This is a genomic window from Affinundibacterium baiyunense, assembly GCF_018139645.1.
Taxonomy (GTDB): domain Bacteria; phylum Pseudomonadota; class Gammaproteobacteria; order Burkholderiales; family Burkholderiaceae_D; genus Undibacterium; species Undibacterium baiyunense.
This window is the reverse complement of the sequence record NZ_JAGSPM010000001.1, coordinates 107,843-121,210: the sequence shown is the minus strand read 5'-3', so window position 1 is coordinate 121,210 and position 13,368 is coordinate 107,843. Positions and strand designations below refer to the sequence as shown.

13 protein-coding genes are annotated in these 13,368 nt (G+C 44.6%); 4 read left to right on the top strand and 9 right to left on the bottom strand.

All coding sequences use genetic code 11. The annotated features are described in order from the left end of the window. Positions 1–33: 33 nt before the first annotated feature. From KDM92_RS00545 to KDM92_RS00505, 9 genes are all read right to left on the bottom strand, one after another. Positions 34–522: a CvpA family protein gene (locus KDM92_RS00545; protein WP_212682535.1), complete on the bottom strand. Its 489-nt coding sequence runs from the start codon at positions 520–522 to the stop codon at positions 34–36. An 86-nt stretch (positions 523–608) separates the two neighbouring features. Continuing rightward, positions 609–1,673, bottom strand: a complete 1,065-nt coding sequence (locus KDM92_RS00540; protein ID WP_212682534.1) for an SPOR domain-containing protein — start codon at positions 1,671–1,673, stop codon at positions 609–611. 27 nt (positions 1,674–1,700) lie between these two features. Beyond that, positions 1,701–3,005 (bottom strand): bifunctional tetrahydrofolate synthase/dihydrofolate synthase, encoded by a 1,305-nt coding sequence (gene folC, locus KDM92_RS00535; protein WP_212682533.1) that lies wholly within the window; start codon positions 3,003–3,005, stop codon positions 1,701–1,703. 99 nt (positions 3,006–3,104) lie between these two features. Then, positions 3,105–3,977 (bottom strand): acetyl-CoA carboxylase, carboxyltransferase subunit beta, encoded by an 873-nt coding sequence (gene accD, locus KDM92_RS00530; protein WP_189344073.1) that lies wholly within the window; start codon positions 3,975–3,977, stop codon positions 3,105–3,107. A 228-nt stretch (positions 3,978–4,205) separates the two neighbouring features. After that, positions 4,206–5,003, bottom strand: coding sequence for a tryptophan synthase subunit alpha (gene trpA / locus KDM92_RS00525; protein WP_212682532.1), 798 nt, complete (start codon positions 5,001–5,003; stop codon positions 4,206–4,208). A gap of 141 nt (positions 5,004–5,144) precedes the next feature. Continuing rightward, a complete protein-coding gene (gene trpB / locus KDM92_RS00520; protein WP_212682531.1) occupies positions 5,145–6,437 on the bottom strand; it encodes a tryptophan synthase subunit beta in 1,293 nt (430 codons plus the stop codon). A gap of 17 nt (positions 6,438–6,454) precedes the next feature. After that, positions 6,455–7,138: a phosphoribosylanthranilate isomerase gene (locus KDM92_RS00515; RefSeq protein ID WP_212682530.1), complete on the bottom strand. Its 684-nt coding sequence runs from the start codon at positions 7,136–7,138 to the stop codon at positions 6,455–6,457. Positions 7,139–7,318: 180 nt separating this feature from the next. Continuing rightward, the gene (aceA, locus tag KDM92_RS00510; protein ID WP_212682529.1) at positions 7,319–8,626 is read right to left on the bottom strand and encodes an isocitrate lyase; all 1,308 of its coding nucleotides are present in this window, start codon (positions 8,624–8,626) and stop codon (positions 7,319–7,321) included. A gap of 303 nt (positions 8,627–8,929) precedes the next feature. Then, positions 8,930–10,171 carry a YihY family inner membrane protein gene (locus tag KDM92_RS00505; RefSeq protein ID WP_212682528.1) on the bottom strand — a complete coding sequence of 414 codons (1,242 nt, stop codon included), beginning with the start codon at positions 10,169–10,171 and terminating at the stop codon, positions 8,930–8,932. 218 nt (positions 10,172–10,389) lie between these two features. Between KDM92_RS00505 and wrbA the strand changes: the two genes are divergently transcribed. From wrbA to KDM92_RS00485, 4 genes are read left to right on the top strand one after another with little or no spacing between them, the layout of a single operon-like run. After that, a complete protein-coding gene (gene wrbA / locus KDM92_RS00500; protein ID WP_212682527.1) occupies positions 10,390–10,998 on the top strand; it encodes an NAD(P)H:quinone oxidoreductase in 609 nt (202 codons plus the stop codon). Then, entirely contained in the window at positions 10,995–11,402 is a 408-nt protein-coding gene (locus KDM92_RS00495) for a DUF2069 domain-containing protein (RefSeq protein WP_212682526.1), read from the top strand. The genes wrbA and KDM92_RS00495 overlap by 4 nt, the downstream gene beginning before the upstream one ends. 40 nt (positions 11,403–11,442) lie before the next feature. Beyond that, complete coding sequence (locus tag KDM92_RS00490; protein ID WP_212682525.1) at positions 11,443–12,849, top strand: FAD-binding oxidoreductase; 1,407 nt, start codon at positions 11,443–11,445, stop codon at positions 12,847–12,849. Positions 12,850–12,857: 8 nt separating this feature from the next. Then, on the top strand, positions 12,858–13,304 hold the full coding sequence (locus tag KDM92_RS00485; RefSeq protein ID WP_212682524.1) for a hypothetical protein: 447 nt from the start codon (positions 12,858–12,860) through the stop codon (positions 13,302–13,304). The last annotated feature ends 64 nt before the right edge of the window (positions 13,305–13,368 follow it).

Sequence of the window (13,368 nt, the reverse complement as noted above, 5' to 3'; positions counted from 1 at the left end):
CGAAATAAAAATAAAACAAACAAAACTTGAGCTTTACAGTCTCACGTGCTGAGTCACAGAGCCGGGTAAGAATGGCATCACAGTTCGCACAGCGCTAACCGCAACGGGGCTTAACAATGCGTCTTTCCAAAATGCTTGTTGTGGAATCGCGGTCATGCCACAAACCAAGACAATCGCCATCACAATCACGCAGCCACGTGCCAAACCAAACAAACCACCCAATCCACGATCAGCTAAACTTAATCCACTTGCCTTAATCATGGCATCCACTGCGCGCATCAATAAAGCCATCAATAAACGCACACCAATGAACAAGGCAAGAAAAGCCACAATCATTCGACTCAGTTGTCCAGGGATCACATCTGGTAACCAGTTTGCTACCGTCGCACCAAACGCATTTGCTACCACTAATGCGACTATCCAACTGATCAAAGACAAAATTTCCTTAATCAAACCGCGTAAAGTGCTTATTACTACGGAGCAAATAATGATAAATAAAACGATGTAATCAAATAAAGTCACGAATCTATCTGCAAAAAAAGTCGATCAAAAAGTCGAACATCAAGTTTCTATAAAAAGCGTATTACGTGGTCTCAGAAATTTCTTCATTAATTTGGTATCAAAGAACCACTCAAACCTATCTTCACTAATTTCGCGCGCATTTTTTCGGCCTCGGCTTTATTAGCAAAAGGACCGACCCGGATGCGACTAACTTCACCATTTTTCGTAATCACTTTTTGCGTGTACGAATTAATATTCGCCGCTTTCAACTTGGCTTGTAACTCTTTTATTTTTGCTGCGGAATTTAAAGCTGCAACTTGAATGACGAAAGAACCAGCCGCGTTATCAAGCTTGTTTGCTTTGCTGTCGTTTTTTGCGTCCGCTTTAGCCAAGTCTTCAGGAACAGCGCGTCCTTCTAATAAAGCAAGCGCTTTCGCTGCATCGTCTTGATTTTCTTTTTTGGAGTCAACTTTTACTTCAGGCTTTTTGTTATGTTCCAAGGCAGGCTTGGTGGTAGAAGGCGGTGATTGAGTTGCGACCACTTTATTCGCTGCAGTCGCTGTGTTTGCATTGGTTGCAGTCGTCACATCGACTTTCTTATCAACCTGCTTTCCATTTGCAGCGACAATAGTCTTAGCTTGCGAATCAACACCAACAACTTGACGGGTATCGCTTGAGGTCGCGTCTGGCTTAGCACTTTGCACAGGAGCTGTAACTGCTTGAATGACCTCTTCTGATTGATCAATACTTTGATTCAGATTTTTAGATGGCTCTATAGTCGGAGAATTTACTACGGGAGACTTGGGTACGAGCTCGTCTTTGGAAGGAATCTCTATCGCGATTTGCGGCGCGATCTGTTTTGGCTCTGAATCGAACACCATAGGCAGGCCAATCACAGCAGCCAAAACAAGTGCTACAGCACCAATAAGACGACGACGCGCGCGTTTTTTTTCTGGTAAAGCATGATCATCAGAATGATTTTTACGTGTATTTGAGGTATTCGCTGCACGTTTATTGGATCTTGCCGACTTACTTTGCGTGCGTCCTGAGGATTCAGAGGCGTTTAAACTATCTTCTTCGGCGCGTGATCGATATTCACCACTCACATCGTCGGTGAATTCAGCGTCATTATTTTTCTTGTTATTTTGCTTAAATAGCGAGTCTAGGCTCATAGCAAATAATTTTCTTTGGTAGGTCGCTTAGGATTGAGCGTTTCTTCTAGCTCGCATGACACCTGCTACTGTCAAAAACGAACCGAAGACCACTATTCTATCATTTTCCCCCGCTTTGCTGATTGCAAACATATATGCATCTTCGGGACTATTGAATTTTTGCACACTATGTTCTTGATCTTCTTGTACGCCAGTAGCTTTCAATGCATCGACCAAATGATCCGAGGACGCAGCACGTGGCAATGGCAGATCACAGACACACCAGTGATCCACTTTGCCTTGCATGTGCGAAATCACACCTTCAATATCTTTATCCAACATCGAACCAAACACTGCGTAGGTGTAGGCGTGGAAGCCCATATTGTCGAGATTTTGCGCCAAGGTTGCCGCCGCGTGCGGATTATGCGCAACATCTAACACGACCGTTGGACGTCCCGGCAACACCTGGAATCGACCGGGCAAATCCACCATCACTAAACCAGTTCTCACCTCCTGTGCACCAACGGGAAGCTGGTGACGTAAGGCTTCTAATGCAGCTAAAACAGCAGAAGCATTGAGCAATTGATTTGCTCCGCGCAGACTTGGGTAGGCTAGTGAATTACGTCGTTGCTCACGACCACCAAAGTTCCATTGTTGTTTGTCACCGTTGTAATTGAAATCACGACCAAATAAACGTAGATCCGCGCCGATTTTATTGGCATGTTCAATCAAGCTTTGCGGCGGTTGAGGATCACTACAAATCGCAACTTTACCGGCTCGAAAAATTCCCGCTTTTTCAAATCCAATTTTTTCTCGCGTATCACCAAGATAGTCAACATGATCAATGTCGACACTAGTCACAATCGAGACATCCGCGTCGATCACGTTGACTGCATCCAAACGTCCACCCAAACCGACTTCTAAGATAACAACATCAAGTGGAGCCTCCGCCAATAGCTTACAAATCGCTAAGGTTGTGAACTCGAAATAAGTAAGAGACGTGTTGCCACGCGCATTCTCTACTTGCTCAAAAACGCGTACAAATAGCTCATCAGCAACAGGAATGCCATTAATTCGAGCGCGTTCATTAAAGTCCAAAAAATGCGGCTTACTGTACAAACCGACACGATAGCCGGCCTGCATTAATATAGCCTCCAACATTGCACACGTCGAACCTTTACCGTTCGTTCCAGCAACCATGATCACCGGGCAGCCAAAGCGAATATCTAATTGCTGTTTGACTTGTGATACACGGTCCAAACCCATATCAATCTCTTTCGAGTGACGTGTTTCTAACACTGACAACCAAGCAGGCAAAGTGGTAGGTAAGGCTGCAATACTGGAACTGGTCATATTAATTTTGCTTTAAATTTCTAAGATGCTGAAAAATAAAAAAGCCTGAAGATTTTGCCTAATAAGCAAATTTCTTCAGGCTATAACAAGGGTTTGAATTTAAGAGACCGCTTCGACAGGCTGATTTTGTAAAAGCGCCATTAAACGTGCCAGCTCTTCCCGCAATTTACGGCGATCAACCACCATATCAACTGCACCTTTTTGCAGCAAAAATTCTGCACGCTGAAATCCTTCTGGGAGCTTTTCACGCACGGTGTTTTCAATCACCCGTGGGCCAGCAAATCCGATCAATGCTTTTGGTTCTGCAATTACAACATCACCCATGAAGGCGAAGGAAGCGGAAACACCACCCATCGTTGGATCAGTTAAAACAGAAATAAATGGTAATTTTTTCTCGGAGAGTTTAGTCAACATCGCCGTCGTTTTAGCCATCTGCATCAAAGACAACAAGCCTTCTTGCATACGCGCGCCACCAGTCGCGGTGAAACAAATAAATGGCACCTTTTGCTCTAGAGCAGTTTGTACACCACGCACAAATCGTTCACCAACAACAGATCCCATAGAGCCGCCCATGAATCCAAATTCAAAGCAGGCAACGACAGCAGGAACCGACATAATTGAGCCACCCATGACAACGAGCGCATCAGTTTCATTCGTACTATCCATCGCATCTTTCAAGCGCTCTGGATATTTTTTACTGTCTTTAAACTTTAAAGTATCAACAGGAACAACTTCTTGACCGATTTCGTAGCGACCACCTGTGTCCAGCAAAGCGTCAAGGCGCTCACGTGCACTGATACGTAAATGGTGATCACATTTAGAACAAACATGCACATTTGCTTCTAAATCAGAACGATATAAAACGGCTTCACAAGATGGACATTTAACCCATAAACCTTCTGGCATAGAACGGCGGTTTGCCGTCTCAGAGCGTTGAATACGTGGGGGAAGTAATTTCTCTAACCAACTCATAGTTCTCTCCTCATATCTGCTTGATGATTTATGACATCAAACGGGGGCGCATTCTTCGTGGAATGCTGCAATTGGCGCGTATTCTATTCTATTTCGGCGCCAATTGCGACTCAGATAACTATTCAACAACGAAATCTGACTCGATCTCAGGTGCTTAAATTTGCATAGATTTGCATAGTCTTCACTGAAAATTTGCAAATAATACAAAATCAACGATATCGACCAGATTCATTTATCAAGAGCGTGGCGGATCTCGGATATAAATTGCTGCACTGCCGATACAGCTTGTTCTCTTGGAGTATTTTCCAGTTCTTGAATAATTCTCGAACCAATCACGACCGCATCCGACACTGACGAAATCGCCTTTGCCGTGACGCCATCACGAATGCCAAAACCGACACCAACCGGCACATTGACGTGCTTTTTGATGCGGGGAATCATCGCCGCTACAGCATCCAAATCCAAAGCCCCGGAGCCTGTAACACCTTTCAACGAAACATAATACACATAGCCAGTCGCAATTTTTCCAACTTGTGCGATGCGCTCATCGGTAGACGTAGGAGCCAATAAGAAAATTGTATCCATGCCATTCTTGTGCATATTCTCGGCAAAGTATTCACACTCTTCTGGCGGATAATCAACCACCAACACGCCATCTACCCCAACATCTGCAGCGGCTTGAATAAATTGCTCTTGTCCCATGCGCTCTATCGGATTGGCATAGCCCATCAATACCACCGGAGTCACTTGGTTGGTTTCGCGAAATTGCTTCACGATTGCCAACACATCACGCAATCCTACACCTTTCAGCAGAGCGCGTTCGGATGCTCTTTGAATCACCGGACCATCCGCCATAGGGTCAGAAAATGGCACCCCTAACTCAATAATATCGGCACCACCTTCAACTAAGGCGTGCATCAACGGCAAAGTTAACTCGGGATCAGGATCGCCTGCGGTGATAAATGGAATCAAGCCTTTTTTATTTTTTGCCGCCAATGCGGCCAAACATGTTTGAATTCGGGACATAGTATTTGCTATCCATCTTCAATAAGTAGAAGTTAATTGGGAAGCGCAGTACCGGCATCAACAAATTTCATTCGTCATATCCGGTAATTGGCTTTTTTGAATGCAGAAATTCACGCTGTATTTATTAGCTTGCGTACTTGATCAGTAAAACTTCAAGCCAGCACGTTCTGCAACGGTATGCATGTCTTTGTCACCGCGACCTGACAAGTTTGCCAAGACAATTTTATCTTTTGGCAAAGTTGCCGCCAACTTCGCAGCATAGGCTAATGCATGACTAGATTCCAATGCCGGAATAATGCCTTCGATACGACAACAATCATGAAACGCTTTGAGCGCCTCCTCGTCGGTAATCGTGGCATATTGCGCTCGACCAGAGTCTTTGAGCCACGCATGTTCTGGACCAACCCCTGGATAATCGAGACCAGCAGAAACCGAATGAGTCTCAATCACTTGCCCATTCGCATCTTGCATTAAATAAGTACGATTGCCGTGCAAAACACCTGGTGAACCCGCCGTTATAGATGCAGAATGTTTCCCTGTTTCTAAGCCCTCACCTGCTGCCTCGACACCAATCAACTGTACTTCTTTTAAATCGATGTAAGGATAAAAAATTCCCATCGCATTCGAACCACCACCAACGCATGCAGTGACGACATCAGGCTGACGACCTGCAACTTCGGGCATCTGCCATAAACATTCTTCGCCAATCACCGATTGAAAATCACGAACCATCATTGGATAAGGATGTGGTCCAGCGACGGTACCGATGATATAGAAGGTATTATCGACATTCGCGACCCAGTCACGCATCGCTTCGTTTAACGCATCTTTCAATGTTTTAGATCCAGATTCAACTGGCACAACGGTCGCGCCTAAAAGCTTCATGCGATACACATTTTGCGCCTGACGTTTGACGTCTTCTGAGCCCATGTACACCACACACTCCAAACCAAAACGTGCGCAAATTGTGGCGGTCGCCACACCATGTTGACCCGCGCCAGTTTCTGCAATGACACGCGGTTTACCCATACGCTTCGCCAGCAATGCTTGACCAATCACGTTGTTGATTTTATGTGCACCGGTATGATTCAAATCTTCGCGTTTAAAATAAATCTGTGCACCACCCATGAGTTCAGACCAACGCTTGGCATGATAAATCGGTGATGGACGTCCGACGAAATGCTTGAGCTCGTAACGAAATTCTTCTAAAAATGCAGGGTCGTGTTGAAACTTGGCATAAGCTTCTTTCAACTCATTTAATGCATGAGTCAAAGTTTCAGAAACAAAAGTACCGCCGTACATGCCGAAGTGTCCTTTGGCATCAGGAAAATTATAAGTTGCGGAATGATAAATCGCGGTTGGCGCTTGTGCGCCCACTGACTGACGCCCAAACAATCCACTATTGTGAGCGTCGAGAGAAGATAATTCTTTCATGAGAATTCCTTGGAAAACTATTTTTTAATGTCTGGCATACTATCGGCCAAGCGCACTGCTTGCACAAACGACCGTATTTTTGCCACATCCTTAATGCCTTTTGACAATTCAACACCACTGCTGATGTCAACCGCAAACGGCCGTACTCGCACGACTGCGTTAGTCGCGTTTTGTACGCTCAAGCCACCACTTAAAACGACCCGAGGCGCGAGTTCTTTTGGGATGAGAGACCAATCAAAAACCTTTCCACTACCACCGAAACTATCTACGAAAGTATCGAGCAACAAACCTTGAAATAAGGGACTAATCGCCTTGTATTGAGCTTCGCATTCTAGCAAATCTGCCGCACTTGTGTCATGTTTTACCCGAAAAGCACGGATAAAAGGCCGGTTCACAGCGGTAGCAAGACGATGACACTCTTCTGCAGATTCGTCACCATGAAATTGCAATAATTGAATCGGGGCTTGCGCGATTACCGCGTCGATCTCTTCGACGCTAGCATTAACAAACAATCCTACTGAAGTCACGAATGGCGGCATCGATGCAATCAACGGCGCAGCAGCTTCAGGAGTTAAGTAACGTGGACTGGGTGGGTAAAATACAAAACCAAGTGCATGCGCTCCTGCATCTACGGCAGCACGTAAATCTTCAGCTCTTGTTACTCCACAAATTTTTACTCGAGTATTTCTAGACAACAGCATAAAACACCATCTCTACAAGTGAATCGTTAAATTATTTGATACTCGAATACTAACCCAACACACTTCTTTTCGTGCCCACTCTCTGTCTTTAAAATAAAAAACGGCCACATTTTTCAATGCAGCCGCTTTGTTTCAAAATTTCACAACTTCAAATTGACGCTGAATCAAGCTTCAGCAAGCTTAGGCAACCTTCTTAGCGTCAAAAAATTGCTCATCCTCAGTAGATCCATGCAAAGCCGTAGTTGACGATTGACCTTGTTGGATCACTTGCGTCACTGCGTCGAAGTAGCCTGTACCAACTTCGCGCTGATGCTTCACAGCGGTAAAGCCCTTCTCCGCTGCCGCAAATTCAGCTTCTTGCAATTCGACGAAAGCGGACATCTGACGACGCGCGTAGCCGTGTGCCAAGTTGAACATGCCGTAGTTCAATGCGTGGAAACCTGCCAATGTAATGAATTGGAATTTGTAACCCATCGCACCCAATTCTTTTTGGAATTTCGCAATCGTTGCATCGTCCAAGTTCTTTTTCCAGTTAAAGCTTGGTGAGCAGTTGTATGCCAATAATTTGCCTGGGAACTTAGCGTGAATTGCATCAGCAAACGCTTTTGCAAATGCCAAATCGGGTTTACCAGTTTCACACCAAATCATGTCGGCATACTCTGCGTAAGCCAAGCCGCGAGAGATAGATTGCTGTAGACCTGGCTTGGTTTTATAGAAGCCTTCCACGGTACGCTCGCCTGTCAAGAATGGCTTGTCGTTATCATCGATATCGGAAGTCAATAAATCAGCTGCTTCTGCGTCGGTGCGCGCCAACAAGACTGTATGTGTACCCATAACGTCTGCCGCTAAACGCGCCGCATTCAGTTTTTCCACCGCTTCACGTGTTGGTACCAATACCTTGCCGCCCATGTGACCACATTTTTTCACAGAAGCTAATTGGTCTTCAAAGTGAACGCCAGAAGCACCCGCTTCGATCATCGCTTTCATCAATTCGAATGCATTTAATACGCCACCAAAACCGGCTTCAGCATCGGCCACGATAGGCACGAAATAATCAACATCACCAGAGCCTTCTGACCATTGAATTTGATCAGCGCGCGTCAAGGTATTATTGATGCGCTTAACGACTAAAGGGACAGAGTTCGCTGGATACAGGGATTGATCTGGATACATCTCACCTGCGACGTTAGCGTCGCCAGCGACTTGCCAGCCAGAGAGGTAAATCGCTTTCAAACCAGCTTTGACCTGCTGCATCGCTTGATTGCCAGTTAAAGCGCCTAAAGCATTAACAAACGGTTCGTTATTGACCAAATCCCATAATTTCAACGCGCCTGTTTTTGCGATAGTGTGTTCAACTTGCAAAGAACCGCGCAAACGTACTACGTCTTCTGCGGTGTAATTACGCTTAATACCTTTCCAGCGCGGATTGGTATCCCAATCCTTTTGGATTTCAGCGATTTGCTGTTCACGAGTGAGTTTTTGGGTCATGGTATTTCTCCTGAAGTGATTGCTGCGGTTTTAAATAATTGCTTAAAAAAGTGTTCGTCCTTGAGATCTATAGTAGGACAAACCTTGCAGCGCAACAATGTCTTATATAAGACATAGGAGAAATATTTATTTATTTAAAATCAAACACTTACAATTACAATTCCATGATATGAAACGATTTATCTTAAAATGAAATATTTTTATGGTGCAGCACATGATGCAATTTCACGATGTAAAAAGCAGATTTCACAATGCAGAATATTCAAATTTAAAGTATGTTTTGTGCAGCTTTGCCAAATAAAGTTAACTCAATGAAAAATACTCATACAGGCTTTCCGACATGCCATCACCAATCACCTGATGAACCCGATTTGCTAATGGAGAATCGGCTTTCGTATCAAATACGAACAGGCGATATACGTCGGCTAAAGTAAACGCAGCAGGATTCATGATCAAAATCCATCGTTCCGCTCCCGCATCATGTTTTTTCCACCATGCTTGCTTTTTAGTCGGAACATCCGACGAAACTCTTGCAACCCAGCCGACTTCTAGCATTCGCTCTAACAATCCTTCAATTTCATCCACACCAAATCGAGTCTGCCGACGAATCTGCACAACATCAACCGCAGCTTCTGCATCCGACTGGCGTGCAGACGCTAACACTCGCAATACAGAAATCGCATCTTCAAATGCACTACCGGCTACCGGAACATGCCACCAACGCTCAAACTTCACAACGGGCAAGGATGCTGCAATCACCGCACCAAACAAAGTAATTAGCCATGACAAATAAATCCAAATCAAAAAGATGGGAACCGCAGCCAATGCACCATAAATCACGGTATAAGTCGGAAACTGCTTAATAAAAATCGCAAACAACCGTTTTGCAATTTCAAAGGCGACTGCCGCAACCACACCACCCCAAGCAGCATCCCGCCAATCGACAGGACGATTCGGTACCGTCGAATACAACAAGGTATAAGCAATCGTGGTGAATGCAATCGACACCGAGGTGTAAAAGATCGTTCCAACAACAGGGACGGACTTCATCATTCCATTTGTCGCAGTAAACAAAGTCGATGTGGCACTCATCGAAATACCAATTAACAATGGCCCCAATGTAACAATCGCCCAATAAACCACGATCCGCTGCACCAATGGACGTGAACGTTTCACTTGCCATATCTGGTTAAAAGTACGATCTATCATCGCCATGGTGGCGACCGCTGTCACCATCAATACCACACCACCAACCGCCGACAATCGCGTTGCCTTAGTCGCAAATTGAGTCAAATAACCCATGACCGTCGTTGAGATCTGCTTGGGCATCAAGCTCTGAGTAAAATATGCTTCCAAAGAAGCCTTAAAATCAGTGAACAATGGAAATGCCGTCAAAATTGCAAGACCAATCGTTAGTATCGGTACAAGAGCCAACACGGTGGTAAATGTGAGGCTCCCCGCAACCTGCGGTAAACGAACCTCTTGCAAACGTCGATTCGCAAATTGAAACAAGTTTTTTATTTGAGGCCAAGTTAATCCGCGCATAACATCTTCCGTTCTTATCCTTATATTACTTTTACTAAAGCTTACTCAAGGCAAGCACGTTTCCTTAAAAATGTGCGAACCCAAATGAGGCAAAATTATTTCATTTTACAGAGAGTTAAACCTAGCTATAAAAGTAATTTATCTAAAACTCTGGAAACGAGACTCTTGCGCACCAATACATTCAATCTAACAGCACAAACTTCTTTATAATCACGCCAATGAATACCAAACAACTTCCTATCTTAGTTTTATTTTATTCACGTCACGGCAGCACTCGCCAACTAGCCCAATTAATCGCGCAAGGGATTGAGAGTGTAAATGGCTGCGAGGCGAGAATAAGGACGGTACCTGCCGTTTCTACCGTGATCGAAGCGTCCGAACCTGCGATACCGAACGACGGAGCCCCTTACGTAGAGTTAAGCGACTTTAAAGAGTGCGCGGGCTTAGCGCTTGGGTCACCGACGCGATTTGGCAATATGGCTTCGGCGATGAAATATTTTTGGGATGGTACCGCAGCTGATTGGGTGTCAGGAACACTATGTGGTAAGCCAGCCTGTGTCTTCACATCAACAGGTAGTTTACACGGTGGTCAAGAATCTACTTTACTGTCGATGATGCTGCCATTGATGCATCACGGCATGCTGATTCTCGGCTTACCTTACACCAACCCAGAATTAATGCGTACAAAGTCCGGCGGAAGTCCTTACGGCGCAACGCATTGGTCTGGTTTAGATGGGAAACTCCCGATTACCGATGATACGCGTGCCCTTACGATCGCACTTGGGAAACGTCTGGCACAAACGGCTTTGCAACTTCAAAAGACATGAACAATCATCAGACCACACTATATAGGCTCGCTTCAGGCAGCCTAATCGCCCTCATCTTGCTGTGCATTTCTTGGGAAATGTGGCTTGCGCCCTACAAGCATGGCGGATCTATTTGGGTTATTAAGGTTTTGCCATTATTATTCCCCTTACGCGGAATTTTGCAAAAAAATATTTACACAATGCAATGGTCATCAATGTTTATCATGTTTTATTTCATTGAAGGCGTTGTGCGGGCAATGAGTGACGCAGACTCACTATCCCGATTATTGGCTGGCATTGAAATTTTTCTAAGTGTCGTGTTTTTCTTAAGTACGATTTATTACGTTAGGCCGTTTAAAAAAATCGCAAAAGCAGCAAAGAAAAAGGCCGAGGAACAAGCCAATCAATCAAAGCCGATTACATAAAATCACATCATAAACTCACCCTTTAAACTGATTTCATCCCATGCAAAATTTTCTAAATCTCTGCAAATCGGCAATTGGTGAAGAATATGTTTTGCTAGATGAAGATCAACAAGCACCTTATTTACAAGACTGGCGACAACGCGCAAGAGGCAATGCCTTAGCGGTTTTAAGACCAGCAGACACCGAACAAGTAGCGCAGCTCGTCAAGCTTTGCGCCACCTTTAAAATTCCTATCGTCGCACAAGGTGGCAATACGGGACTCGTGCTAGGAAGCATTCCGGACCAATCGGGAACAGCAGTAATTCTCTCGCTGCAACGACTAAATAAAATACGCCACATTGATATTGCAAATAGTACGGCGACCGTCGATGCAGGATGTCTCCTTCAACAGATACAAATCGAAGTGGATAAAGTCGACATGCTTTTTCCACTTTCATTGGCATCCGAGGGCAGCTGTACGATTGGTGGCAACTTATCGACGAACGCTGGTGGAACAGCAGTTCTCCGCTATGGAAATGCGCGTGAACTCTGCTTAGGTTTAGAAGTTGTGACAGCGAATGGAGAAATTTGGAATGGCTTACGCGGTCTACGCAAAGATAACACTGGCTATGATCTACGCGACTTATTTATAGGTGCGGAAGGCACACTCGGCATTATTACCGGCGCTGTACTAAAACTTTTTCCAAAACCAAGCAACTTTGCAACCGGTTTGATCAGCATCGACTCGATTCAGCATGCGGTCGATTTACTGTCCTTAGCCAAGCAGCTATGTCATGCCAACCTTACCAGCTTTGAGCTAATCAATCATTTAAGCTTGGAACTAGTTCATAAACACTTCCCGCAATATCAACGAATTTTCGCAAAAGCGAGTCCGTTTTACTTATTGTTGGAGTTATCTGGCTTTGGCACCGAAGAACAAAATACTCAACAGATTGAAAACTTAATTTCCACCGCAATGGAAGCTGATTTGATTGTTGATGCCGCCATCGCCAATTCAATTTCGCAAGCCAATAATTGCTGGGCATTGCGAGAATCAATCTCATCAGCCCAAGCCAAAGAAGGCAAGAACATCAAGCACGATATTTCATTGCCCATTTCAGCGATTGCTGATTTCGTCAAAGATACCAACATCTGCATCGAAAACGCATTTCCAGGAAGCCGCATGGTGACGTTCGGCCATTTAGGCGATGGCAATTTACATTTCAATGTCTCGCCTCCAACCCAGAGTGAGCACAAAGATTTCCTAGCTCATCAAGCAGAAATCAATCGAATCGTACACGACAAAACGCATCAATATGGTGGTTCTATTTCAGCAGAGCACGGTATTGGCGCACTCAAAAAACAGGAACTAACACGCTATAAATCACCAGTTGAACTACAGCTTATGCGTGCCATCAAGTCGGCATTTGATCCAGATAACATCATGAACCCTGGAAAAATTTTATAGGAGGAAATATGAAATTCTTGGCGACGACTCTGACACTTCTATTTCCATCAATGCTCGTGTTTGCCGACACCACGGCATTTAAATGTCAAGAAAATGGAAAAACAGTTTTTAGCCAACATCCATGTAAATCCGGTACTTCTACTGCGATTGATATCAAGACCGTAGCACCTTCAGCGGATGAACAACTCGCTGCACAAAAAGCCCACAAACAGCGAGTATCAGCGATTGGAAAGCTAGAGAAAATTCGCGAACGCGATGACGCTAAACATGAAGCAATCAGCCGCAGAGCTGCTAACAAAGCAGCCGCAGCAAGAAAACGTTGCGAAGCGCAACAATTACAAACAAAATGGGCGAAAGAGGATCTAAAAAATACACAACCCAAAGGCGAAATGAAAGCTCAGCAAAAGCTCAAGCGAGCACAAGAACGCGCGGACTTTGTATGTAAAGATACCTAAAAATATTCTTGGAAATTTAAGCGTTTTAATAAAGCAAGGCGACTCGCTTTACACTAAAAGTAAT

Excerpts from the sequence above, each read along its gene's own strand:
- accD (WP_189344073.1), bottom strand. The coding sequence starts at position 3,977 with ATGAGTTGGTTAGAGAAATTACTTCCCCCACGTATTCAACGCTCTGAG.
- KDM92_RS00505 (WP_212682528.1), bottom strand. The coding sequence starts at position 10,171 with ATGCGCGGATTAACTTGGCCTCAAATAAAAAACTTGTTTCAATTTGCG.
- wrbA (WP_212682527.1), top strand. The coding sequence starts at position 10,390 with ATGAATACCAAACAACTTCCTATCTTAGTTTTATTTTATTCACGTCAC.
- folC (WP_212682533.1), bottom strand. The coding sequence starts at position 3,005 with ATGACCAGTTCCAGTATTGCAGCCTTACCTACCACTTTGCCTGCTTGG.
- KDM92_RS00495 (WP_212682526.1), top strand. The coding sequence starts at position 10,995 with ATGAACAATCATCAGACCACACTATATAGGCTCGCTTCAGGCAGCCTA.
- aceA (WP_212682529.1), bottom strand. The coding sequence starts at position 8,626 with ATGACCCAAAAACTCACTCGTGAACAGCAAATCGCTGAAATCCAAAAG.
- KDM92_RS00485 (WP_212682524.1), top strand. The coding sequence starts at position 12,858 with ATGAAATTCTTGGCGACGACTCTGACACTTCTATTTCCATCAATGCTC.
- KDM92_RS00515 (WP_212682530.1), bottom strand. The coding sequence starts at position 7,138 with ATGCTGTTGTCTAGAAATACTCGAGTAAAAATTTGTGGAGTAACAAGA.
- trpB (WP_212682531.1), bottom strand. The coding sequence starts at position 6,437 with ATGAAAGAATTATCTTCTCTCGACGCTCACAATAGTGGATTGTTTGGG.
- KDM92_RS00540 (WP_212682534.1), bottom strand. The coding sequence starts at position 1,673 with ATGAGCCTAGACTCGCTATTTAAGCAAAATAACAAGAAAAATAATGAC.
- trpA (WP_212682532.1), bottom strand. The coding sequence starts at position 5,003 with ATGTCCCGAATTCAAACATGTTTGGCCGCATTGGCGGCAAAAAATAAA.
- KDM92_RS00490 (WP_212682525.1), top strand. The coding sequence starts at position 11,443 with ATGCAAAATTTTCTAAATCTCTGCAAATCGGCAATTGGTGAAGAATAT.